This window comes from Streptomyces sp. NBC_01257 (assembly GCF_035917255.1).
Taxonomy (GTDB): domain Bacteria; phylum Actinomycetota; class Actinomycetes; order Streptomycetales; family Streptomycetaceae; genus Streptomyces.
Window position 1 is genome coordinate 2152002 of sequence record NZ_CP108472.1, and the last position, 24068, is coordinate 2176069.

Sequence of the window (24068 nt, forward strand, 5' to 3'; positions counted from 1 at the left end):
CCGTAACGCCTGCGCGGGTGCTGTTACTTAACCGGCTCGGCGCCCGTCTTGCGGGCGACGGCCGCCTTCACCAGGCCCGCGAAGAGCGGGTGCGGGCGGGTCGGGCGGGAGCGCAGCTCCGGGTGCGCCTGGGTGGCGACCAGGTAGGGGTGGACCTCGCGCGGGTATTCGACGTACTCGACGAGCTTGTTGTCCGGGGAGGTGCCGGAGAAGACCAGTCCGGCCTTCTTCTCCAGCTCGGCGCGGTAGGCGTTGTTGACCTCGTAGCGGTGGCGGTGGCGCTCGTCCACGTACGGCAGGTCGTCATAGGCCTCGCGGACCAGCGAGCCCTCGGCGAGCTTCGCCGGGTACAGGCCGAGCCGCATGGTGCCGCCCAGGTCGCCCGCGCCCTCGACGTACGCCAGCTGCTCCTCCATCGTCGAGATGACGGGGTGGGAGGTGGCGGCGTCGAACTCGGTGGAGTTGGCGTCGGGGATCTCGGCGAGGTTGCGCGCCGCCTCGATCACGATGCACTGCAGGCCGAGGCAGAGGCCGAGCAGCGGCACCTTGTTCTCACGGGCGTACTGGATGGCGCCGACCTTGCCGATGACACCGCGCTCGCCGAAGCCGCCGGGGATGCAGACCGCGTCGACGTCGCCGAGGGCCTTCTGGGCACCGGCCGGGGTCTTGCAGTCGTCGGAGGCGACCCACTTGACCTTGACCCGGGCCTTGTTGGCGAAGCCGCCGGCCCGGATGGCCTCGGTGACCGAGAGGTACGCGTCGGGCAGGTCGATGTACTTGCCGACCAGGGCGACGGTGACCTCGTGGTCGGGGTTGTGGACGCGGTCCAGCAGGTCGTCCCAGGTGGTCCAGTCGACATCGCGGAACGGCAGGTCGAGCTTGCGCACGACGTAGGCGTCCAGACCCTCGGTGTGCAGCACCTTGGGGATGTCGTAGATCGACTTGGCGTCCACACAGGCCACCACGGCGGCCTCGTCGACGTCGCACATCAGCGAGATCTTGCGCTTGATGGCGGTCGGTACGTCACGGTCGGCGCGGAGCACGATGGCATCCGGCTGAATACCGATGTTGCGCAGCGCGGCGACCGAGTGCTGGGTGGGCTTCGTCTTGAGCTCGCCGGACGGGCCGATGTAGGGCAGCAGCGAGATGTGCACGACGAAGACGTTGTCCCGGCCGACCTCGTGGCGGACCTGGCGGACGGTCTCCAGGAACGGCAGCGACTCGATGTCGCCGACCGTGCCGCCGACCTCGGTGATGACGACGTCGACGTCGTCGGTGGCCATGCGGCGGATGCGGTGCTTGATCTCGTTGGTGATGTGCGGGATCACCTGGACCGTGTCGCCGAGGTACTCGCCGCGCCGCTCCTTCGCGATGACCTGCGAGTACACCTGGCCGGTGGTGACGTTGGCGGTGCCGTCGAGGTCGACGTCGAGGAAGCGCTCGTAGTGCCCGATGTCCAGGTCGGTCTCGGCGCCGTCGTTGGTGACGAACACCTCACCGTGCTGGAAGGGGTTCATCGTGCCCGGGTCGACGTTCAGGTACGGGTCGAGCTTCTGCATGGTGACCCGAAGGCCGCGCGCCTTGAGCAGGGCACCGAGGCTGGAGGCAGTCAGACCCTTGCCGAGGGAAGAGGCGACACCCCCGGTGACGAAGATGTGCTTGGTCGTCGTGGATGTGGGCTGCATAGCCAAAGGGGGCTCCCGTGGTCGCGATCGTGAGGTGCGTACCGGCGTTGCCGTCCGGAGATTCCGGAGGTGCCGTCGCTGCGGTTCGGGGGCCTCGTCTGCTGTTGCGGACGACCACCGGTCCACGGGCTACCAGGGTAACAGCGACGAGGGGAGCCTGCTTCCGGCCACTCCCGGCACACCCTGCACACAGGATCACCGCACGTCTCTCACGCCCCACCCGTTCGGCTCATCTCTGTTGCCGAGAGCGTCGCGCGGATCACCCGGGTGCGTCGTATCCTGCTCGGACACTCGCTCCGGGCGAGGTAAGAGCTCGCAGGTTCCCCCACATCAACCCCTTGCAACGACCTCTTGACCCGCAGTAAGCGCCCTACGGGGCGACATGGCCGTTCGACTGGAGATGCACGTGGCCGGGCGCATCGAGGATTACGCACTCATCGGAGACATGCAGACCGCCGCCCTGGTCTGCCGGGACGGCACAGCCGACTGGCTGTGCCTGCCCCGCTTCGATTCACACGCCGTCTTCGCGGGACTGCTGGGCACCGAGGAGCACGGCTTCTGGCGCCTGGGACCGGCACATCCGGAGGGCACGGAGCCCCCGGTGGCCGACCGCCGCCGTTATCGCGGGGACTCACTCATCCTGGAATCGGAGTGGGACACGCCGCGCGGCACGGTCAGAGTGACCGATTTCATGCCGCCGCGTGACGGCGCTCCGCAGCTGATCCGGATCGTGGAGGGAATCAGCGGCCGGGTGCCGGTGCGCTCGCAGCTGCGCATGCGGTTCAGCTACGGGCGCGTCACCCCATGGGTGCACAAGGTGGACGGCCGTACGGTCGCCGTCGCCGGCCCCGACTCGGTCTGGTTCGACACCCCGGCGGAGACGTACGGCGAGAACCTGACGACGTACGCGGACTACACCGTCGCCCCCGGCGACCGGATCGCGTTCACCATCAGCTGGCAGCCCTCGCACCGCGAGCCGCCCGCGGTCCCGGACCCGGAGGGCTCACTGGAGGCCACCGCGGACTTCTGGCGCGAGTGGGTCGAGCAGTGTACGTACCACGGCCCCTACCGCGAGGCCGTGGTCCGCTCGCTGATCACCCTGAAGGCCCTGACGTACGCGCCGACCGGCGGCATCGTCGCCGCGCCGACCACCTCGCTGCCGGAGGACATCGGCGGCTCCCGCAACTGGGACTACCGCTACACCTGGCTGCGCGACGCCGCGATCACCCTGTCCTCGCTGCTGCGCACCGGCTACCGCGAGGAGGCCCGGGCCTGGCGCGAATGGCTGCTGCGGGCGGTCGCGGGCGACCCCGAGAACCTCCAGATCATGTACGGCATCGCGGGCGAGCGGGAACTCGGCGAGGCCGAGCTGGAGTGGCTGCCCGGTTACGAGAACTCCGGCCCGGTCCGGGTCGGCAACGGCGCCGCGGGCCAGCTCCAGCTGGATGTGTACGGCGAGGTCACCGAGGCGCTGCACCTGGCGCACATGACGGGGCTGACCCGCAACGACTACGCGACCGGTCTCCAGCTCAAGCTGATCGAGTACCTGGAGAAGCACTGGGACGAGCCGGACGAGGGCATCTGGGAGGTGCGCGGTCCGCGCCGGCACTTCGTGCACTCCAAGGTGATGGCCTGGGTCGCGGTCGACCGGACGATCAAGCTGATCGAGTCCGGCGACACGGACGGACCGCTGGAGAAGTGGCGCGAGCTGCGCGACGACATCCACCGCGACGTGTGCGAGCGGGGCTACGACAAGGAGCGCAACACCTTCACCCAGTCCTACGGGTCGAAGGAACTGGACGCCTCGCTGCTGCTGATCCCGCAGATGGGCTTCCTGCCACCCGACGACAAGCGGGTCATCGGCACGATCGAGGCGATCCAGCGGGAGCTGTCCACCGAGGACGGCTTCGTGCTCCGGTACCCCACCTCGGGCGAGAACGCGGGCGTGGACGGTCTGGAGGGCGACGAGGGCGCGTTCCTGGCGTGTTCGTTCTGGCTGGCGGACGACCTGGCGATGATCGGCCGGGTCGACGAGGCCCGACAGCTCTTCGAGCGCCTGCTCTCGCTCCGCAACGACCTGGGCCTGCTGGCCGAGGAGTGGGACGCGCGGCTGCAGCGCCAGGTGGGCAACTTCCCGCAGGCCTTCAGCCATGTGCCGCTGATCGACACGGCACTGCGGCTGACGGCGAGCGGGGCGTACGTGGGCTGAGCGGCCGGACCGCGGCGGGCCGCAAGGTCCGCCGCGGAACGCCGCCGTCAGCCGGTCTGCGGCCCCGGGCCCGTCTCGACCGGGCGGAGCTCCGACGGCAGCCCCCACTCGCTCCAGGACCCGTCGTACACCGCGTTCTCGCGGTATCCGGCCAGCTCCGCCCCCAGCGTCAGCACGCAGGCGGTGACACCCGATCCGCAGCTGAAGTACAGCCGCTCCCGGTCGCCGGCCAGAGCACCGAACGCGGCGCGCAGCTCGGCGGCCGGCAGCATCCGGCCGTCCCGCTGGATCTCGCCGAACGGCAGATTGACCGCGCCGGGCATATGGCCGCCGCGCAGCCCCGCGCGCGGCTCGGGAGCCGTACCGGCGAACCGTTCCCGGGCCCTCGCGTCGAAGACCGCGGCCGCCGGGTCGGCCAGGGCCGCCGCCACCTCGTCGGCTCCGGCGAACAGCCCCGTACGCGGCCTCGCGGTGAAGTCACCGCGCTCCGCGGCGCCCGGCGCGCCGCTCTCCACCGGCAGTCCGGCGGCCGTCCAGCCGGGCAGGCCCCCGTCGAGCACCGCGACCCGGTCGAAGCCCATCGCCCGGAGCATCCACCAGGCCCGGGCGCTGGAGTAGATGCCCACCGCGTCGTAGACGACGACCGTGTCGCCGTCGTCGAGGCCGAGGGCGCGCAGCTCCTCGGTGAACCGGGCGGCACCGGGCATCGTGTGGGGCAGCGGACCCGAGTGGTCGGAGAGCGCGCCGTCGATGTCGAACGGGCGCGCCCCCGCGATCCGCCGGGCGCTCCCCCGGTTCGCGCCGACCGAGGCGTCCAGCACCAGCAGCCCCGGCGCCCCGAGCCGCGCGGCGAGCCAGTCGGCGCCGACCAGCGGCCCGGGCAGGGCGGCGCCGTGCGGCCGGCCCCCGCCCGCCCGGTGACCGTCCCCGTCCTCGCTCCCGTCTCCGTCCCCGTACGACAGCACCTCGTCGTCCACGCTTCGTCCCCCTCGTCCCGGTACCGGATTTTCAAGATCGCAGCGGGCTCCGGTCCTGTCAACGGCCCACCGCCCCGGCGGAGCCGTCGGCGCCCCGGGCCGGTACCTTCCTGACCAGGGCGACCGCGACGGGGCGGCCGCCCGCCCGATCCGACCGAAGTGCGAGGCCAGAGCCAGTGGAGACCCAAGGCGGCATCACCGTGCAGCGTGCCCTTGAGCTTCCCGGGCTGCGCAGCGGGCTCCCCGAGGTGGTGGCGGGCTCCGACCGGCTCGGCCGCACCGTGCGCTGGGTGCACGCGGGCGAGGTCCCCAACATCGCCTCGCTGCTCAAGGGCGGCGAGCTGCTCCTCACCACCGGTCTCGGCCTCGGCACCCGCCCGGCCGAACAGCGCGCCTTCGTCCGCCGGCTCGCCGACCGCGGCATCGCCGCCCTCGTCGTGGAGCTCGGCCCGCGCTTCAGCAGACTGCCGGCGTCGATCGTGGACGCGGCGCGCGCGGCGGGGCTGCCGCTGGTCCAGCTGCACCGCGAGGTGCCGTTCGTGACGGTGACGGAGGAGATCCACACCGAGATCGTCAACGGGCACTACGCCCTCCTGCAGCGGGCCGAGGAGGTGCACCGGCGCTGCACCGTGGCGCTGCTCGGTGGCGGCGGGGTGCCCCAGGTGCTCGGCATCCTGGCGGACTTCACCGCCAATCCGGTCTTCCTGGAGACGGCCGACGGCCAGTTGCTGTACGCGGCGGGCACCGAGTCCGGACCGGTCTCCGCCGACCCGCTCCAGGTCTGGGACGGGATGCGCGGCGGCCGGGCGGCCCGCGAGTCGCCGCCCGCGAGCGCGCTGCTGGTGGATGTGCCCGGCGGCGGGCCGGGGGCCGGTTCGGTGCGGGCCAGACTGGTCCTGCTGGCCGTGGACGGTCCGCTGGTGACGGTGCACCGGATGGCGGCGGAGCGGGCGGCGGGCCTCCTCGCGGTGGTGCTGATGCAGGCCCGCCAGGAGGAGGAGCTCGCGGCGCGCGGCCGCGGTGACTTCCTGACCGATCTCGCGGAGGGGCGCATCACCCCCGAGGACGCCCCGGCGCAGGCCCGGGTGCTGGGCTTCAAGCCGGGCGAGATGCCGCTGCTGCCCGTGGTGATGCGGCTGGCCCCGGAGCTCTCCCCCTCCGGCAACTGGGCGCTGCTGGCGCGCGCGGTCCTGGAGGAGCTGTCCTCGGTGGGCGTGCCCGTGCTGCTCGGGGTGCGGCCGGTGGAGGGCCGGGTGCCGCTGCTGCTGGGGCTGCGCACCGAGTCGGAGCGTACGGCGGTGGCCGACCGGGTCGCCGCGGCGCTGCGGGCCGGGGTGGAGCGGGCCGGTCTGGAACGGGCGGGCTCCCATCCGCCGGTCGTGGTGGTCGGTGTGCCGGGTGGTTGGGGGGCGGCCGGGGCCGGGCTGCGGCACGCGGCGGAGACGGCTACGGCGGCGCAGGGGCTCGACGACCGGCCCTGGTACGACGCGCGGCGCCTCGACATCGATCTGCTGCTGTGGCGGCTGCGGGACCATCCGGACCTGGCGGCGTTCGTCGAGCGGGCGATCGGCCCGCTGCGCGATCACGACCGCACCTCGCGCCCGCCGCTGCTGCCCACGCTGGAGACGTATCTGGCCCATGCGGGCCGCAAGGCGGAGACGGCCCGCGAACTGCACCTGAACCGTCAGACGCTGTACAACCGGCTGGCCCGCATCGGTGAACTCCTCGGCACCGACCTGGACGACCCGCAGGCCGTCCTGGCGCTGAGCCTGGCCCTGCGCGCCCGCCGCCACACCACCTAGGTACTGACGGCTCTCAGTGGCTGCGAGCCGTCCCGAGCGGCTGGACCAACTCGTCGTACACACTCAGCACTTGGGCGATCGTGTCGTCCTCGGTCGGCCAACTCGCCGCCTGCCGGGGCCCGGCGGCCGCCAGCCGCTCCCGTGCCGCCGGATCGCCGAGCAGCCGGGACACCGTCCGGGCGAGCGCCTCCGCGTTCCCGTACGGGACCAGTTCGGCCGCGTCGCCCACGAGTTCGGGGATCCCGCCGACCGCGGTGGCGACCAGCGGCACCCCGATCCGCAGCGCCTCCTGGGCCAGCACCGAACGGGCCTCCCAGCGGCTGGACAGCACGACCAGGTCGGCGACGGCCAGGAGTTCGGCGATGTCGGTACGGGTGCCGATCAGCGAGACGGGCAGGTCCTCGGCCTTGATCCGGCGCCGCAGCGCCGCCCGCTCCCGCCCCTCGCCCGCGACGACCAGCAGGGGTACGGGGTCCAGCCGGCGCCACGCGCGTGCCGCGTCGAGCAGCGTGCCGTACCCGTGCTGCGGTACGAGACTGCCCACCGCCATGATCAACGGCCTTTCCACCGCGCCGAGTTCGGCCCTCAGCTTGCCGTCGGGGGCGGCCGCAGGGACACGCGGCGCGGGAGAGGCGACGGGCGCGAGGCGGGCGTCGCGCGCGCCGCGCCGCCTGGCCCGGTCGACCAGGTCGGACGACGCGCCGAGCACAACGGACGCCGCCCGGGCGGCCCTTCGCTCCAGCAGGTGCAGCAGCCGGCGACGGGCGCCCTCGGCATGGGCCCGGGTGTGCCAGGTGACGACGAGCGGGACGCGGCGGCCGCCGAGCGCCAGAGCGGCCCGCACGGCGGCGTGCAGTCCGTGCGCGTGCACGACGTCCGCACCGGCGCAGGCGGCGCGCAGCGCGCCGACGGCGGCGGGGTCACTGCGCCGCGGCACGGGCACGAAGCCGGCCCCCGTGGCGGAGAACTCGTAGACGCGGTCCAGAGCGGCCGGCGCGCAGACGGTGACCTGCACGCCTCGCGCGACCAGTCCGGCGGCCAGCGATCCGACGTGGGCGCTGCTGCCCGCGCTGCCGCCGCCGAGCACTTGGACCGTACGCAGCTGTGACACGTTGAATGGCTCCCGGGGCTCCGGAGTCGGCGGCAAGAAGGCCCCGCGATCGGTGGCGTCGGGCCCTCTCCGTACACCGCCAAGGATGCCAGTCCGTACGCACGTTCCGGCACGGCCGAACCGTTACGCCGGTACGCACCGCGACAAACCGGGCGTGGCGCACCACCCGCACGGGTGAAATCGCGGAGCTCCGGGCAGCCCCCGGACACCGCGGTCACCTCCGCACGGACGCTATCCGTCCGCCCGCGCCGTGGCCAGCAGTTCCTCCGCGTGCGCCCGGGCCGTCTCGGAGTCCTCCTGGCCCGCGAGCATCCGGGACAGCTCCCGCACCCGGTCCTCGCCCTCCAGGACGGTGACACCGCTCCTGGTGACCGAGCCGTCCACGGTCTTCTCGACCAGCAGCTGCCGGTCGGCGAACGCGGCGACCTGGGGCAGGTGCGTGACGACCACGACCTGCGCCGACCTGGCGAGCTTGGCCAGCCTGCGGCCGACCTCGACGGCCGCCTTGCCGCCGACGCCCGCGTCCACCTCGTCGAAGAGGTAGGTGGGTACCGGGTCGGACCCGGCGAAGACCACCTCGACGGCGAGCATCACCCGCGACAGCTCACCGCCCGAGGCGCCCTTGGCGATCGGCCGGGGCTGGGCGCCGGGGTGCGGGGCCAGCAGCAGTTCGACCTCGTCGGCGCCGGACGGGCCGTAGGCCACGTTGCGTCCGCCGATCTCGATGCCGGACGCCTCGTCGGCCGCCTCGGTCTGCCGGATGTCGAAGGAGACCCGGGCGTGCGGCATGGCGAGGGAGGCGAGTTCCGCGGTCACCGCTTCGGCGAACAGCGCGGCGGCCGCCGTGCGGGCGTCCGTCAGTGCCTGGCCGAGGCCGGAGAGTTCGGTGCGCAGCGCGTCCCGCTCCGCGGTGAGTTCGCCGATCCGGTCGTCGTCGCCCTCCAGCTCGGTGAGCCGGGCGGCCCCGTCCTCGGCCCAGGCCAGGACGGCGGCGATGTCCGTGCCGTACTTGCGGGTGAGACCGGTGAGCGCGGCCCGCCGCTCCTCCACCGCGGCGAGCCGCAGCGGATCGGAGTCCAGCTGGTCCGCGTACCCGGACAGTTCGCCGGAGACGTCGGCGAGCAGGATGGAGATCTCGCCGACCCGGTCGGCGAGCGCGGCGAGGGCCGGGTCGTGGGCGCGGACCCCGTCCAGGGCCTGCCGGGCCGCTGCCACGACGGTCGTCGCGTCGACGGCCTCCTGGTCCTCCGGGTTGCCGGCCAGCGCGGTGTGCGCGAGGGCGGCGGCGGAGGCGAGCGCGTCGGCGTGACCGAGCCGCTGCGCCTCGGCGGCGAGCTCGGTGTCCTCGCCGGGCAGCGGTTCGACGCCGGCGACCTCGTTCAGCCCGAAGCGCAGCAGATCGGCTTCCTGGGCGCGCTCGCGGGCGCGCGTCGTCAGCTCGTCGAGTTCACCGGCGACCTCGCGCAGCCGCCGGTAGGCCGCCGCGTACTTGGCGTGGGGTCCGGCGACGCCGTCGCCCGCGTACCGGTCCAGGGCCTGCCGCTGCCGGGCCGGCTTGAGCAGCCCCTGCTGGTCGGTCTGGCCGTGCACGGCGACGAGTTCGTCGGCGAGTTCGGCCAGCACGCCGACCGGCACGGATCTGCCGCCGAGATGGGCCCGGGAGCGTCCTTCCGCGGAAACGGTACGGCTGATGAGCAGCGCACCGTCCTCGATCTCGGCCCCGGCCTCCTCGGCCCGCAGTGCCGCGGCGTCGCCCTCGGCCACCGTGATCCGGCCCTCGACGACGGCGGCCTTGGCACCGATCCGCACCAGGGCGGGGTCGGCACGTCCGCCGAGCAGCAGCCCCAGGCTGGTGACGACCATGGTCTTGCCCGCGCCGGTCTCACCGGTCACCGCGGTGAAACCGGGTGACAGCTCCACCACCGCGTCGTCGATGACTCCGAGCGACCGTATCCGCATCTCCTCCAACACGGACATGACCATACGAGGTTTCGTGGCCCGCGCGCACACGGGCCGGGGTCACGGAGCCGGATCGAGTGGTGCGCCGCGCTCCCGTGACCCCCGGCCCGGGGTCAGTGCGGTGCGCCCCGCCACCCCGACACCGGCAGGGCGAACTTGGCGACCAGCCGGTCCGTGAAGGACGCCTGGTGCAGCCGGGCCAGCCGGACGGGCACGGCGCCGCGCCGTACCTCGACGCGCGCGCCGGCGGGCAGTTCCACGGTCCTGCGCCCGTCGCACCACAGCACCCCGTGCGGGGTGTGCGGCTGGACCTCGACGGCGAGCACCGAGGTCGGTGACGTCACCAGCGGCTTGGCGAACAGGGCGTGGGCGCTGATCGGGACCATGAGGAGTGCCTCGACCTCGGGCCAGACGACGGGACCGCCGGCCGAGAAGGCGTACGCGGTCGAGCCGGTGGGCGTCGCGCACACGATGCCGTCGCAGCCGAACCCGGTCACCGGCCGGCCGTCGATCTCCAGCACGACCTCCAGCATCCGCTCGGGCGACACCTTCTGCACGGCGGCCTCGTTGAGCGCCCAGTCGGTGTGCACGACGGTGCCGTTGCTGTGCACGAGGACGTCGATCGTCATGCGTTCCTCGACGGTGTACGCCCGGGTGACGACCCGGTCGACGACCTTGTCGAGGTCGTCGCGCTCGGCCTCGGCGAGGAAGCCGACCCGGCCGAGGTTGACGCCGAGCATCGGCACGCCGGAGGCGCGCGAGAGTTCGGCGCCGCGCAGCAGCGTCCCGTCGCCGCCGAGAACGATCAGCAGCTCGCAGCCGTTGACCGCCTCGGGCGTGGCATCGGTGACGGTCTCGACGGACGGCGGCAGCGGCAGATCGGCCGCCTCATGGGCCAGGACCCGCACGCCCAGGCCGCTGCGGAGCAGCCCCTGGACGACGAGCTCGGCGCTGCGGATCGCGGCCGGCCGGCCGGTGTGCGCCAAAAGAAAGACTGTTCGTGCCGCATTCGTCGTCAACGAGGCCCCTCCGCCACTGCACGGTCGACATCCGCGGGATCCAGTTCAGGTGCTCCGGCCCGCAGCCACAGAAAGTACTCGACATTCCCCGACGGCCCGGGCAACGGGCTCGCCGTCACACCCCGGACCCCCAGGCCCAGCGCCCAGGCCCGGCGGGCCACCTCCCGGACCGCCTCGGCGCGCAGCTCCGGGCTGCGCACCACTCCGCCGCTGCCGAGCCGCTCCTTGCCGACCTCGAACTGCGGCTTGACCATGAGGACCAGGTCGGCGTCCGGGGCGGCGCAGCGCGCCAGGGCGGGCAGGACGAGCCCGAGCGGGATGAACGACAGATCGCCCACCACCAGGTCCACGGCCTCCCCGTCGATCGCCTCCAGGGTCAGTTCCCGCACGTTGGTACGGTCCTTGACGGTGACGCGTTCATCGGACTGGAGCGACCAGGCGAGCTGCCCGTAGCCGACGTCCACGGCCAGGACGCGGGCGGCTCCGGCGCGCAGCAGCACATCGGTGAACCCGCCGGTCGACGCCCCGGCGTCCAGCGCCCGCCGTCCCGCGACCTCCAGCCCGAGCGGGACGAAGGCGGCGAGGGCGCCCGCCAGTTTGTGGCCGCCCCGCGAGACGTACTCGGGGTCGCTGTCGTCCTTGGTGACGACGACGGCGGCACTCGTCTCGACCTGGGTGGCCGGTTTGGTCGCGGTGTTGCCGCCGACGGTCACCCGTCCTGCGGCGATCAGCTGGCTCGCATGCTCGCGCGAGCGGGCCAGCTTTCGGCGCACCAGCTCGGCGTCGAGGCGGCGACGGGCCACTCCTGCCACGTTCGGTTCAGCTCCTGTTGTTGTACGAGTTGTTGTACGAGGGCGTCGGTGCGGGCACCGGCGCGGGTCCGGGCCGGGCGTCCAGCGCGGTCAGCGCGTCGCGCAGGGCCCCGTGCACATCCTCGTACACCTCGATGTGTCCGTCCGCCGGGAGGTGGTCCGCATCGGCCAGACGCTCCAGCCGCGCGTCCACCTCGGCGTGGCCCGTGGGCGTGCGTACGACGCCGAGGGGCGCGGGGTCCGCGGGCAGGTGCGGCACGGGGGCCGACGGCTCCTGCGGGGCGTCCTGCGCCGTCTGCGCGGGCGCGGTTCCGGCGGCCGTGTCCGGCCCCGGCATCGAGTCGCTCATGCGGGAAACGCTACCTCGAAGGGCTGCGGTACCGTCGATCACGATGGCGACCATGGCGGAGTGCCGCAGCGCACTCGAAAGACTTTCCGACAACCTCGCGGGGGCCGACGGCGACGTGCGCAGCGCGGCCGCGCTCGACCGTTCGCTCAGCTGCCACATCAAGGACCTCGACGTCACGTTCACCGGCCGCCTGGCCGGCGGCCGGATCCAGGTCCTGGACACGGTCGAGGGCCCGCCCGCGCAGAAGGCGGAGATCCGCCTCGCGATGACCGGGGACGACCTGGTGGCGATGGTGGACGGCGAGCTGAACTTCGCCAAGGCCTGGGGCTCGGGCCGAGTCCGCCTGGAGGCCGGCTTCCGCGACCTCCTGAAACTCAGATCCCTGCTGTGAGGGCCACAACCAGCCCGTCCGGCGGCTGAGGACACCTCTTCAAGCCCGTCGGGCGATGGAGGACAAGGCGCGGTCGCAGGTCACACTCCCCCGGACACCGCCGCCCGCACCGACCGCTTCCGCGCGGCCGGCACCACCAGCGGCGTCCCCGTCTCCGGGTCGGGGATCACCTGGCACCGCAGCCCGAACACCCGCTCCACGAGCTCCGCGGTGACGATCTCTCCCGGCGCGCCCTCCGCGACCACCTCGCCCTCCCGCATGGCGATCAGGTGTGTCGCGTAGCGGGCGGCGTGGTTCAGGTCGTGCAGGACCGCCACCAGCGTGCGGCCCTGCGTCTCGTGCAGCTCCGCACACAGGTCGAGGACGTCGATCTGGTGCTGGATGTCGAGGTACGTCGTCGGCTCGTCCAGCAGCAGCAGCGGCGTCTGCTGCGCGAGCGCCATCGCTATCCAGACGCGCTGGCGCTGACCGCCGGACAATTCGTCGACATAGCGATCACCCAGCGCACCGACACCGGTCGCCGCCATCGATTCCTCGACAATGCGTTCGTCCTCGGGCGACCACTGCCGCAGCAGCCCCTGGTGCGGGTAGCGTCCCCGGGCCACGAGGTCCGCCACCGTGATGCCGTCCGGTGCGATCGAGGACTGGGGCAGCAGGCCGAGGGTCCGGGCGACCTTCTTGGCGGGCAGGCTGTGGATCGTCTGCCCGTCGAGCAGCACCCGGCCCCGGGTCGGCTTCAGCATCCGGGAGAGCGCCCGCAGCAGCGTCGACTTCCCGCAGGCGTTGGGGCCGACGATCACGGTGAACGAGTGGTCGGGGATCTCGACCGAGAGGTTCTCCGCGATGACCCGCTGGTCGTAGCCGAGGGTCACCGAGTCCGCGGTGAGGCGCTGCATGGTCGTACTCCGGGGGTGGGTCGAGTCGGGGGAAGGGGGTACGGCATCGGAACGGGATTCGGAGCCGGAGGCAGAGGCTGTGGCGGAGCCGGATTCGGAAGGGGAGCCGGGAGTCATATCCGCCCCGCCTTGCGCTCGGTCACCAGGAGCCACACCAGATAGCAGCCACCGAGCACTCCGGTGACCACACCGACGGGAAGCTGCCGGTCGCCGAACGCCTCCATCGCGATCCAGTCGGCGACGAGTAGCAGCGCCGCCCCCATGAAGGTCGCGGCGACCAGGTTGGGGCCGGTCGAGCGGGTCAGCCTGCGGGCCAGCTGCGGGGCGCTGAGCGAGACGAACGCGATCGGCCCGGCGGCGGCCGTGGCGACGGCCACGAGCAGCACGGCGGAGCCCATCAGGACGAGCCGGGTCCGCTCCACCCGTACACCGAGCGCGTACGCCGCGTCGTCGCCCATCTCCAGCATCCGCAGCGCGGGCCCGTGCCCGAACACCAGCGGGAGGAGCAGGCCGCAGACCACGAGCAGCGGCCAGACCTGCGCCCAGTCCCGGCCGTCGAGCGATCCGGTCATCCAGACGACCGCACGGGTCGCGTCGACGAGGTTGGCCTTGGTGATGAGGTACTGGGTGGCAGCGGTGAGCATGGCGGCCGCGCCGATGCCGACCAGGACGAGCCGGAAGCCGTGCACCCCGCGTCTCCACGCCAGCAGGTAGACGGCGACGCCGGTGAGCAGACCGCCGACGACCGCACCGCCCGCGACCGCCGCCGCCCCGCCCTGGAAGAGGACGATCACGGTCAGCGCGCCCACGGTGGCGCCCTGGCCGAAGCCGAGCACGTCGGGGCTGCCGAGCGGGTTGCGGGAGATGGTCTGGAAGACGGCGCCACCGGCACCGAGCGCCGCACCGACGAGGAGCCCGACCAGCACCCGCGGCAGGCGCAGGTCCGTGACGATGAACTCCTGCTGGAAGGTGCCGTGTCCGAAGAGTGTGGTGACGACCTCGCCCGGCGTCATCGAGAAGTCGCCGCTGCCGATGAGGACGACCGCCGCCCCGGCTGCGACGACCGCGAGCACCAGCACGACCAGGGCCGCCCGGACGTTCATCCGGAACGAGTAGCCTCCGGCGGTCCGCACGGCCCTCACCGAACGGGCGGCCCCCGCCGCCGCCTTCGTGTCCGCCGTCTCCTGGGTGGCCTTCACAGCTGGGACATCCTCTTGCGTCGTACGAGGTGGATGAAGACGGGACCGCCGAGCAGCGCGGTGACGATGCCGACCTGCAGTTCGGACGGCCTGGCGATGACCCGGCCGACCACGTCCGCGCCGAGCAGCAGCACCGGGGAGAGCACGGCCGCGTACGGCAGGATCCACCGCATGTCGGGACCGGTGATCGCCCGCACCAGGTGCGGGATCATCAGCCCGATGAAGACGATCGGGCCGCACGCGGCCGTCGCCGCCCCGCACAGCAGAGTGACGGCGAGCATGGCGAGGACCCGGGTCCGGGTCAGATGGGCGCCGAGGGACCGTGCGGTGTCGTCGCCCATCTCCAGGGCGTTGAGCGGCCGCGCGATGAACAGGGTGAGGAGCACACCGAGCGCGATGAAGGGCCACACCTTGCCGAGCGTCTCCGTGTTCGCGGAGGCCAGCGAGCCGACGGTCCAGAACCGCAGCCGGTCCAGCGCCGCCGAGTCCAGCAGCTGCACCGCGTTGACGTAGCCGTACAGCGCGGCGGTGACCGCCGTCCCGGCGAGCGCGAGCCGTACGGGAGTGGCGGACCGGCTGCCGCCGAGCAGATACACGGCGACCGAGACGATCGCGGCTCCGGCGAAGGCGAACCAGACGTATCCGGTCAGCGAGGTGACGCCGAAGAAGCTGATGGCGGTGACGACCGCCGCGGACGCGCCCGCGTTGACGCCGAGCAGTCCGGGCTCGGCCAGCGGGTTACGGGTCAGGGCCTGCATCACCGCGCCGGCGAGCCCGAGCGCCGCACCGACGATCAGTCCGAGCACGGTCCGGGGGATGCGCACCTGCCGTACGAGGACGTCGTCGCCGCTCCCCCCGTAGTGGAACAGCCCGTGCCAGACGTCCGCGAGCGGCAGCGCCTTGGCGCCGATCGCGATACTCGCCAGGCACACCAGCACCAGTAGGGCCAGCGCCACCAGGAGGCCTGCGGCACGTACCGCGTGACGTCTGCGGGGCGCGGCCTTGGCAGGGGCGGCTATCGGGCCTGCGCTCGGGTTCGGGGGACTCTCAACCAACACGAGGTTAGGCTAGCCTACCCTCCTGTGAGCTCGGTCCGGCCGCCCACCTCGTCGGCCGCGAGCCCCGCTCCCCCGCGGAAACCGGAAGCCGAAGGCCGGCATCCGGAGCCGGGAAGCGGAAGCTCAGGGCCGGATCCGCCCGTCGCCCTACAGCCCCAGCCGGGCCACGGCCTTCTCCGCTTCCAGCCCGCACGCCCCGTCCCCGGCGTGCGACCACGCCGCTCCGCACAGGGCCCGCAGACCGTCGAGCGCGTCCCCGTCACCCTCCAGCAGCAGTGCGTCGCCCCGGACTGAGGCCGTCCAGCCACCGCAGGTGTGGGCCTCGTCCGTACGCGTCACCTCGGGCTGACCCGTCAGCAGACCGCGCAGGTCCGCGTCGACGTACGTCGGCCGGTGCTCGGGCACCGCGGCCACCAGCTGCGCCGCGTCGGTCACTCCGGTGAGCACCAGCAGGGAGTCCACTCCCCCGTTGAACGCCCCCTCGATGTCCGTGTCGAGCCGGTCCCCGACCACCAGCGGCCGCTTCGCCCCGGTCCGCAGCACCGTCTCCCGGTGCATCGGCGGCAGCGGCTTCCCGGCCACCTGAGGCTCGGCGCCGGTCGCGATCCGTACGACCTCCACGGCGGCCCCGTTGCCCGGAGCGATCCCCCGGGCGCTCGGAATGGTCAGGTCGGTGTTGGAGGCGAACCACGGCAGCCCGCTGTTGACCGCGTAGGACGCCTCGGCGAACCGGCCCCACGTCATGTCGGGCCCGCCGTATCCCTGCGCCACCGCGACCGGGTCGTCGTCCGCCGACTCCACCGGCACCAGACCGCGTTCTCGCAGCGCCACCCGCAGTCCCTCGCCGCCGATCACCAGCACCCGCGCCCCCGCGGGCAGCTGATCGGCGATCAGCCGCGCCACGGCCTGCGCCGAAGTGATCACGTCGGCGGACTCGGCCGGCACCCCGAGCTCGGTCAGATGCTCCGCCACCGCCGCCGGGGTCCGCAGCGCGTTGTTGGTCACGTACGCCAGGTGCATCCCGCCGTCCCGCGCGGTGCCGAGCGCCTCGACCGCATGGCCGATCGCCTGCCCGCCCGCGTACACCACCCCGTCAAGATCGAGCAGAGCCGTGTCGTACGCCTCGTTCAACGCGGTGCTGCTGCCGCTCGGCCTGGTCCTGCTCGCCTGACTCATATATCCCGCGCTCCTCATTGCCTGCGTATCCCCCGATCATCGCGCATCCGCGGAGCGCACATACGATGCAGAAATGAACACACGAGGCCCGGTGGACGAGGGACTGCGTCTGATTCCGTTCCGTGGACTGCGGTACGTCCCCGAACGGGTCGGCAGTCTCGCCGCGGTGACCTCGCCCCCGTACGACGTGGTCGTACGGCCCGACGGCCTGCTCCACCTGGAATCGGCTGATCCGCACAACATCGTGCGGCTGATCCTGCCGCAGGCCGACACCGCGTCCGCCCGCCACCAGCAGGCCGCGGCGACCCTGAACCGCTGGCTGGCGGAGGGAGTCCTCGCCCCCGATCCCGAGCCCGCGCTCTATGTGTACGAGCAGCGCAACGACGAGATCCTGCAACGCGGCGTCGTCGGCGCGCTGGCGCTCTCGGGCCCGGCGGACGGCGTCGTCCTCCCGCACGAGGACGTGATGGCCGATGTCGTCGAGGACCGCGCCGACCTGATGCGGACCACCGAGGCCCATCTCGAACCCCTGCTGCTGACCTACCGCAGCGACGCCGACGACAGTGCCGATAGGGGCGCAAACGGCGTCATCGAGCGGACGGTCTCCCGCCCGCCGCTGCTCGCGACCACCACCGAGGACGGCTTCAGCCACCGGCTGTGGGCGGTCACCGACCCGGCCGACCGCACGGAGATCGAGACGGATCTGGCCGGCCACCAGGCCCTGATCGCCGACGGCCACCACCGCTGGGCCACCTACCTCCGGCTCCAGCAGGAGCACGCCGAGCCCGGCCCGTGGGACTTCGGCCTGGTCCTCCTCGTCGACACGGCGCGCTACCCGCTGCGGGTCCGCTCCATCCACCGGCTGCTGCGCGGACTGCCCGTCGCCGACGCGCTCGCCGCGCTCACCGGTCTGTTCCGGGTCCGCACCGTCGAGGGTCCGCTCCCCCGGGCCCTGGACGCCCTGGCCGGCGCGGCGGCCGAGGGCAACGCCTTCCTGCTGGCCGGCGACGGCGGCTTCCACCTGATCGACCGCCCCGACGAGGCCCTGCTCACCCGTACCGTTCCGGCGGACCGCCCGGCCGCCTGGCGCACCCTCGACGCGACGGTCCTGCATTCGGCACTGCTCGACCATGTCTGGCGCATCCCCGACGACCCGGCGCACATCGCCTACATCCACGACACCGCGGCAGCCGTCGAACAGGCCGAGCGCCACAACGCCACGGCGGTGCTGATGCATCCGGTACGCGAAGAAGTCGTACGGGACCTGGCCCGCCAGGGCGTGACCATGCCGCGCAAGTCGACCTCCTTCGGCCCCAAACCCGCCACCGGCCTGGTCCTGCGCAGCCTGCCCCTCGACTGACGGCCCTGCCCCGAACGCAGAAGAGGGCGGCACCCCCGCGGGGTGCCGCCCTCTTCCTACGCGCTACGCCTTGACGGGACCATCGTCCTCATCGGCGTCGTCCTCTTCGTCCTCGTCCTCATCGGCGTCGTCGATGTCGTCGATGTCGTCCACCTCGACGACAACGACCGGCGCCTCGGCGGCGGGGGCGGGGGCGGGGGCTTCGTCATCGTCGTCACCGAGAGCATCGACGAACTCGACCCCGTCCAGCTCGGCAAGCCGGTCCGACGCGTCCGTGGAACCGTCCTTGTCGGCCTCAAGAGCCTTGCCGAACCACTCGCGCGCCTCGTCCTCACGCCCTGCGGCCAGCAGCGCGTCCGCGTACGCATAGCGCAGGCGGGGCGTCCAGGGGTGCACGGCGCTGGACGCGAGCTCGGAGCTCTGCAGCGTCACGATGGCGGCGTCGATCTGCCCCATGTCCCTGCGGGCCCCGGCAGCCACCAGACGCATCTCGACCTGACCGGCCTTGTCCAGCTTCTGCACCTCGGGCTCGCCGGCCATGGCCATCGCCCGCTCGGGCCGGCCCAGTCCGCGCTCGCAGTCGGCCATCACGGGCCACAGCTCCACGGAACCGGTCATCCGCCGGGACGCCCGGAACTCCGCCAGCGCCTCCGCGTACTTCTGCGTCGCGTACGCGGCGAATCCGGCCGCCTCCCGCACCGCGGCCACACGCGAGGCCAGCCGCAGGGCGATGCGCGAGTACGCGTACGCCTGCTCGGGGTCCTCGTCGATCAGCCGGGCCACCATGACGAGGTTCCTGGCCACGTCCTCGGCCAGGGTCTTCGGGAGACTCATCAGCTCCTGGCGGACGTCCTTGTCGATCTCGTGACCGGTGACGTCGTCAGGGATCGGAAGCCGCTTGATCGGCTCGCGGTCCCGGTCGTCCCGGCGCTCGTAACCACCGCGGTCGTCACGCCCGCGGTAGCCGCCGCTGCTGCCCCGGTCGTCACGCTGCCCACGGTAGCCACCACCTGAGGAGCCACCACGGCTGTCGTCACGCCGGAAGCCGCCACCACCGGAACCACGGCTGTCATCGCGGCGGAAGCCGCCACCACTGGAACCACCGCGGTCGTCGCGGCGGAAGCCGCCGCTGCGGTTGTCGTCGTCGCGACGCGGCCCACGCGGCCGGTCATCGCGCCGCTCGAACCCACCACTGGGACGCCCACCCCGGTCATCATCACGACGCGGAGCCCGGTCATCACGACGGAACCCACCACCGGAGGAAGGACCACCACGGCTGTCATCGCGCCGGAAGCCACCACCGGAGGAGGCACCACCACGGCTGTCGTCACGCCGGAAACCGCCGCCGGAGGAGCCACCGCCGCGGTTGTCGTCTCGCCGGAAGCCACCACCGGAGGAGGCACCGCCGCGGTTGTCGTCACGGCGGGGCGCACGGTCCCGGTCACGGTCGTCGCGGCGGAAGCCGCCGCTGCGGTTGTCGTCGTCGCGACGCGGCCCACGCGGCCGGTCGTCGCGCCGCTCGAACCCACCACTGGGACGCCCACCACGGTCATCATCACGACGCGGAGCCCGGTCATCACGACGGAACCCACCACCGGAGGAAGGACCACCACGGCTGTCATCGCGCCGGAAACCGCCGCCGGAGGAGGCACCACCACGGCTGTCGTCACGACGGAAGCCACCACCGGAGGAGCCACCGCCGCGGTTGTCGTCTCGCCGGAAGCCACCGCCGCTGGAGCCGCCGCGGTTGTCGTCACGGCGGGGCGCACGGTCCCGGTCACGGTCGTCGCGGCGGAAGCCGCCGCTGCGGTTGTCGTCGTCGCGACGCGGCCCACGCGGCCGGTCGTCACGCCGCTCGAACCCACCACTGGGACGCCCACCACGGTCATCATCACGACGCGGAGCCCGGTCATCACGACGGAACCCACCACCGGAGGAAGGACCACCACGGCTGTCGTCACGACGGAACCCACCGCCGGAGGAGGATCCACCGCGGCTGTCGTCACGCCGGGGCGCACGGTCATCGCGGCGGAAGCCGCCACCACCGCTGGTCGGCCGACTGTCGTCACGCCGGAACCCACCGCCGGAGGAGCCACCACCGCGGTTGTCATCACGACGGGGCGCACGGTCCCGATCACGGTCGTCACGGCGGAAGCCGCCACCACCACTGGTCGGCCGGCTGTCATCGCGACGGAAACCGCCACCGCTGGTGGGCCGGCTGTCGTCACGACGGTTGCCGCCGCGGTCGTTGTCCCGACGCTGGCCGCCCGACCGGTCGTCACGACCGCCGCTGAAGCCGCCCCGGTCACCGCCGTCCCGGCGACGCGGCTCGCGCTCCGAACGATCGTCGGGAGAGTTGGTGGACATCGGTGGGGCTCCTGTCATCGGGTACTACAGACATTCTTGCGCAGCCGGTCAACCGACGCGCTTCGGCAAAACAAAAAGGACCCTTGGTCCCAGCGTTGAACGCTGGGACCAAGGGTCCTTCAAAGATTGTTCGGCGGCGTCCTACTCTCCCACAGGGTCCCCCCTGCAGTACCATCGGCGCTGAAAGGCTTAGCTTCCGGGTTCGGAATGTAACCGGGCGTTTCCCTAACGCAATGACCACCGAAACCCTATCGGGTTCTAGCGAACAAGCACACTTTTCAATTAAGTAGTGAAGCTGTTCAACCGGTGCGATAACTGTTCGCAACCCGGGAACAACACAGTGGACGCGAGCAACTGAGGACAAGCCCTCGGCCTATTAGTACCAGTCAGCTCCACCCGTTACCGGGCTTCCACATCTGGCCTATCAACCCAGTCGTCTACTGGGAGCCTTAACCAATCAAGTTGGTGGGAATACTCATCTCGAAGCAGGCTTCCCGCTTAGATGCTTTCAGCGGTTATCCTTTCCGAACGTAGCCAACCAGCCATGCCCTTGGCAGGACAACTGGCACACCAGAGGTTCGTCCGTCCCGGTCCTCTCGTACTAGGGACAGCCCTTCTCAATATTCCTACGCGCACAGCGGATAGGGACCGAACTGTCTCACGACGTTCTAAACCCAGCTCGCGTACCGCTTTAATGGGCGAACAGCCCAACCCTTGGGACCGACTCCAGCCCCAGGATGCGACGAGCCGACATCGAGGTGCCAAACCATCCCGTCGATATGGACTCTTGGGGAAGATCAGCCTGTTATCCCCGGGGTACCTTTTATCCGTTGAGCGACAGCGCTTCCACAAGCCACTGCCGGATCACTAGTCCCGACTTTCGTCCCTGCTCGACCCGTCGGTCTCACAGTCAAGCTCCCTTGTGCACTTACACTCAACACCTGATTGCCAACCAGGCTGAGGGAACCTTTGGGCGCCTCCGTTACTCTTTAGGAGGCAACCGCCCCAGTTAAACTACCCATCAGACACTGTCCCTGATCCGGATCACGGACCCAGGTTAGACATCCAGCACGACCAGAGTGGTATTTCAACGACGACTCCACAACCACTGGCGTGGCCGCTTCAAAGTCTCCCACCTATCCTACACAAGCCGAACCGAACACCAATATCAAACTATAGTAAAGGTCCCGGGGTCTTTCCGTCCTGCTGCGCGAAACGAGCATCTTTACTCGTAGTGCAATTTCACCGGGCCTATGGTTGAGACAGTCGAGAAGTCGTTACGCCATTCGTGCAGGTCGGAACTTACCCGACAAGGAATTTCGCTACCTTAGGATGGTTATAGTTACCACCGCCGTTTACTGGCGCTTAAGTTCTCAGCTTCGCCGACCCGAAAGTCAGCTAACCGGTCCCCTTAACGTTCCAGCACCGGGCAGGCGTCAGTCCGTATACATCGCCTTACGGCTTCGCACGGACCTGTGTTTTTAGTAAACAGTCGCTTCTCGCTGGTCTCTGCGGCCACCCCCAGCTCAGGAAGCAAGTTCCCTCACCAGTGATGGCCCCCCTTCTCCCGAAGTTACGGGGGCATTTTGCCGAGTTCCTTAACCATAGTTCACCCGAACGCCTCGGTATTCTCTACCTGACTACCTGAGTCGGTTTAGGGTACGGGCCGCCATGAAACTCGCTAGAGGCTTTTCTCGACAGCATAGGATCATCCACTTCACCACAATCGGCTCGGCATCAGGTCTCAGCCTTAATGTGTGACGGATTTACCTACCACACGGCCTACACCCTTACCCCGGGACTACCACCGCCCGGGCTGGACTACCTTCCTGCGTCACCCCATCGCTTACCTAGTACAAGTCTGGTTCGTCGGCTCCACCACTACCCTCAACTCCGAAGAGATCGGGCCGGCTTCACGGACTTAGCATCGCCTGATTCAGTATTGGGCGTTTCAAAGCGGGTACCGGAATATCAACCGGTTGTCCATCGACTACGCCTGTCGGCCTCGCCTTAGGTCCCGACTTACCCTGGGCAGATCAGCTTGACCCAGGAACCCTTAGTCAATCGGCGCACACGTTTCTCACGTGTGTATCGCTACTCATGCCTGCATTCTCACTCGTGAACCGTCCACAACTCGCTTCCGCGGCTGCTTCACCCGGCACACGACGCTCCCCTACCCATCCATACTCCCGTTGGGGATATGTGTATGAATGACACGACTTCGGCGGTACGCTTGAGCCCCGCTACATTGTCGGCGCGGAATCACTTGACCAGTGAGCTATTACGCACTCTTTCAAGGGTGGCTGCTTCTAAGCCAACCTCCTGGTTGTCTCTGCGACTCCACATCCTTTCCCACTTAGCGTACGCTTAGGGGCCTTAGTCGATGCTCTGGGCTGTTTCCCTCTCGACCATGGAGCTTATCCCCCACAGTCTCACTGCCGTGCTCTCACTTACCGGCATTCGGAGTTTGGCTAAGGTCAGTAACCCGGTAGGGCCCATCGCCTATCCAGTGCTCTACCTCCGGCAAGAAACACACGACGCTGCACCTAAATGCATTTCGGGGAGAACCAGCTATCACGGAGTTTGATTGGCCTTTCACCCCTAACCACAGGTCATCCCCCAGGTTTTCAACCCTGGTGGGTTCGGTCCTCCACGAAGTCTTACCTCCGCTTCAACCTGCCCATGGCTAGATCACTCCGCTTCGGGTCTTGAGCGCGCTACTAAATCGCCCTATTCGGACTCGCTTTCGCTACGGCTTCCCCACACGGGTTAACCTCGCAACACACCGCAAACTCGCAGGCTCATTCTTCAAAAGGCACGCAGTCACGACTGCATGTGCAAGCACATACAGCGACGCTCCCACGGCTTGTAGGCACACGGTTTCAGGTACTATTTCACTCCGCTCCCGCGGTACTTTTCACCATTCCCTCACGGTACTATCCGCTATCGGTCACCAGGGAATATTTAGGCTTAACGGGTGGTCCCGCCAGATTCACACGGGATTTCTCGGGCCCCGTGCTACTTGGGTGTCTCTTAAACGAGCCGTTAATGTTTCAGCTACGGGGGTCTTACCCTCTACGCCGGACCTTTCGCATGTCCTTCGCCTACATCAACGGTTTCTGACTCGTCTCACAGCCGGCAGACTATGAAAAAGAGATCCCACAACCCCGCATGCGCAACCCCTGCCGGGTATCACACGCATACGGTTTGGCCTGATCCAGTTTCGCTCGCCACTACTCCCGGAATCACGGTTGTTTTCTCTTCCTGAGGGTACTGAGATGTTTCACTTCCCCTCGTTCCCTCCACACTGCCTATGTGTTCAGCAGCGGGTGACAGCCCATGACGACTGCCGGGTTTCCCCATTCGGACACCCCCGGATCAAAGCTTGGTTGACAGCTCCCCGGGGCCTATCGTGGCCTCCCACGTCCTTCATCGGTTCCTGGTGCCAAGGCATCCACCGTGCGCCCTTAAAAACTTGGCCACAGATGCTCGCGTCCACTGTGCAGTTCTCAAGCAACGACCAGCCACCCATCACCCCGCCCTTACAGGCGAGTTCACTGGGGCCGGCGTTTGAAGGCAGCCTTACGGCCATACCTTCAGACACCCAACAGCGCGCCCAGTACCCGGAATTCAATCGGTTCGTTTTCCACGCTCCGAGGAGCAGTACTTACGACCCGGTTGAACCACCAGGTACTGAA

The 24068-nt window shown here is 70.3% G+C and carries 17 protein-coding genes and 2 rRNA genes; 4 read left to right on the forward strand and 15 right to left on the reverse strand.

The window, feature by feature from the left end; genetic code table 11:
- Positions 1-23 precede the first annotated feature (23 nt).
- Complete coding sequence (locus tag OG408_RS08930; RefSeq protein WP_266777101.1) at positions 24-1685, reverse strand: CTP synthase; 1662 nt, start codon at positions 1683-1685, stop codon at positions 24-26.
- Positions 1686-2091: 406 nt separating this feature from the next.
- On the opposite strand from OG408_RS08930, the gene OG408_RS08935 reads away from it, so the two are divergent.
- Positions 2092-3894, forward strand: coding sequence for a glycoside hydrolase family 15 protein (locus tag OG408_RS08935; RefSeq protein ID WP_266786046.1), 1803 nt, complete (start codon positions 2092-2094; stop codon positions 3892-3894).
- A gap of 47 nt (positions 3895-3941) precedes the next feature.
- On the opposite strand, the gene OG408_RS08940 is transcribed toward OG408_RS08935, so the two are convergent.
- The gene (locus OG408_RS08940) at positions 3942-4778 is read right to left on the reverse strand and encodes a sulfurtransferase (RefSeq protein ID WP_266786048.1); all 837 of its coding nucleotides are present in this window, start codon (positions 4776-4778) and stop codon (positions 3942-3944) included.
- 269 nt (positions 4779-5047) lie between these two features.
- Here OG408_RS08940 and OG408_RS08945 point away from each other — a divergent pair, with 269 nt between their 5' ends.
- Positions 5048-6673 (forward strand): PucR family transcriptional regulator, encoded by a 1626-nt coding sequence (locus OG408_RS08945; protein ID WP_266777102.1) that lies wholly within the window; start codon positions 5048-5050, stop codon positions 6671-6673.
- 13 nt (positions 6674-6686) lie between these two features.
- Here the strand turns inward: OG408_RS08945 and OG408_RS08950 are convergent, their stop codons facing one another.
- The 5 genes from OG408_RS08950 to OG408_RS08970 form a co-directional block, all read right to left on the reverse strand.
- Positions 6687-7784, reverse strand: a complete 1098-nt coding sequence (locus tag OG408_RS08950; RefSeq protein WP_326669261.1) for a glycosyltransferase family 4 protein — start codon at positions 7782-7784, stop codon at positions 6687-6689.
- Between the two features lie 231 nt (positions 7785-8015).
- On the reverse strand, positions 8016-9761 hold the full coding sequence (gene recN, locus OG408_RS08955) for a DNA repair protein RecN (RefSeq protein WP_266777104.1): 1746 nt from the start codon (positions 9759-9761) through the stop codon (positions 8016-8018).
- A gap of 95 nt (positions 9762-9856) precedes the next feature.
- Positions 9857-10762, reverse strand: a complete 906-nt coding sequence (locus tag OG408_RS08960) for an NAD kinase (protein ID WP_266777105.1) — start codon at positions 10760-10762, stop codon at positions 9857-9859.
- A complete protein-coding gene (locus tag OG408_RS08965) occupies positions 10759-11574 on the reverse strand; it encodes a TlyA family RNA methyltransferase (RefSeq protein ID WP_266777106.1) in 816 nt (271 codons plus the stop codon). The genes OG408_RS08960 and OG408_RS08965 overlap by 4 nt, the downstream gene beginning before the upstream one ends.
- A gap of 7 nt (positions 11575-11581) precedes the next feature.
- A complete protein-coding gene (locus tag OG408_RS08970) occupies positions 11582-11923 on the reverse strand; it encodes a hypothetical protein (RefSeq protein WP_266777107.1) in 342 nt (113 codons plus the stop codon).
- Positions 11924-11966: 43 nt separating this feature from the next.
- Here OG408_RS08970 and OG408_RS08975 point away from each other — a divergent pair, with 43 nt between their 5' ends.
- Positions 11967-12314, forward strand: a complete 348-nt coding sequence (locus OG408_RS08975) for an SCP2 sterol-binding domain-containing protein (RefSeq protein ID WP_285568388.1) — start codon at positions 11967-11969, stop codon at positions 12312-12314.
- A gap of 80 nt (positions 12315-12394) precedes the next feature.
- Here the strand turns inward: OG408_RS08975 and OG408_RS08980 are convergent, their stop codons facing one another.
- From OG408_RS08980 to OG408_RS08995, 4 genes are all read right to left on the reverse strand, one after another.
- A complete protein-coding gene (locus tag OG408_RS08980; RefSeq protein ID WP_326669263.1) occupies positions 12395-13210 on the reverse strand; it encodes an ABC transporter ATP-binding protein in 816 nt (271 codons plus the stop codon).
- Between the two features lie 113 nt (positions 13211-13323).
- Positions 13324-14313, reverse strand: coding sequence for a FecCD family ABC transporter permease (locus OG408_RS08985; protein WP_266786050.1), 990 nt, complete (start codon positions 14311-14313; stop codon positions 13324-13326).
- 92 nt (positions 14314-14405) lie between these two features.
- Positions 14406-15365 (reverse strand): FecCD family ABC transporter permease, encoded by a 960-nt coding sequence (locus OG408_RS08990; RefSeq protein ID WP_266786052.1) that lies wholly within the window; start codon positions 15363-15365, stop codon positions 14406-14408.
- Positions 15366-15614: 249 nt separating this feature from the next.
- Positions 15615-16643, reverse strand: a complete 1029-nt coding sequence (locus OG408_RS08995; protein ID WP_285568392.1) for an HAD-IIA family hydrolase — start codon at positions 16641-16643, stop codon at positions 15615-15617.
- Between the two features lie 73 nt (positions 16644-16716).
- Here OG408_RS08995 and OG408_RS09000 point away from each other — a divergent pair, with 73 nt between their 5' ends.
- A complete protein-coding gene (locus tag OG408_RS09000; protein ID WP_326669264.1) occupies positions 16717-18003 on the forward strand; it encodes a DUF1015 domain-containing protein in 1287 nt (428 codons plus the stop codon).
- Positions 18004-18066: 63 nt separating this feature from the next.
- Here the strand turns inward: OG408_RS09000 and OG408_RS09005 are convergent, their stop codons facing one another.
- From OG408_RS09005 to OG408_RS09020, 4 genes are all read right to left on the reverse strand, one after another.
- Positions 18067-18837, reverse strand: coding sequence for a tetratricopeptide repeat protein (locus OG408_RS09005; RefSeq protein WP_266786053.1), 771 nt, complete (start codon positions 18835-18837; stop codon positions 18067-18069).
- Positions 18837-20150 carry a hypothetical protein gene (locus OG408_RS09010; protein WP_326669266.1) on the reverse strand — a complete coding sequence of 438 codons (1314 nt, stop codon included), beginning with the start codon at positions 20148-20150 and terminating at the stop codon, positions 18837-18839. Before OG408_RS09010 ends, OG408_RS09005 begins: the two co-directional genes overlap by 1 nt.
- Before the next feature lie 348 nt (positions 20151-20498).
- Positions 20499-20615, reverse strand: a 5S ribosomal RNA gene (rrf, locus tag OG408_RS09015).
- Positions 20616-20726: 111 nt separating this feature from the next.
- Positions 20727-23851 (reverse strand): 23S ribosomal RNA (locus OG408_RS09020).
- Positions 23852-24068 lie beyond the last annotated feature (217 nt).

What these genes read in the sequence shown, in the direction of transcription:
- OG408_RS09000 (WP_326669264.1), top strand. Translation starts at nt 16,717, where the DNA reads ATGAACACACGAGGCCCGGTGGACGAGGGACTGCGTCTGATTCCGTTC.
- OG408_RS08995 (WP_285568392.1), bottom strand. Translation starts at nt 16,643, where the DNA reads ATGAGTCAGGCGAGCAGGACCAGGCCGAGCGGCAGCAGCACCGCGTTG.
- OG408_RS08985 (WP_266786050.1), bottom strand. Translation starts at nt 14,313, where the DNA reads ATGAACGTCCGGGCGGCCCTGGTCGTGCTGGTGCTCGCGGTCGTCGCA.
- OG408_RS08980 (WP_326669263.1), bottom strand. Translation starts at nt 13,210, where the DNA reads ATGCAGCGCCTCACCGCGGACTCGGTGACCCTCGGCTACGACCAGCGG.
- OG408_RS08975 (WP_285568388.1), top strand. Translation starts at nt 11,967, where the DNA reads ATGGCGACCATGGCGGAGTGCCGCAGCGCACTCGAAAGACTTTCCGAC.
- OG408_RS08930 (WP_266777101.1), bottom strand. Translation starts at nt 1,685, where the DNA reads ATGCAGCCCACATCCACGACGACCAAGCACATCTTCGTCACCGGGGGT.
- OG408_RS08970 (WP_266777107.1), bottom strand. Translation starts at nt 11,923, where the DNA reads ATGAGCGACTCGATGCCGGGGCCGGACACGGCCGCCGGAACCGCGCCC.
- OG408_RS09005 (WP_266786053.1), bottom strand. Translation starts at nt 18,837, where the DNA reads ATGAGTCTCCCGAAGACCCTGGCCGAGGACGTGGCCAGGAACCTCGTC.
- recN (WP_266777104.1), bottom strand. Translation starts at nt 9,761, where the DNA reads ATGTCCGTGTTGGAGGAGATGCGGATACGGTCGCTCGGAGTCATCGAC.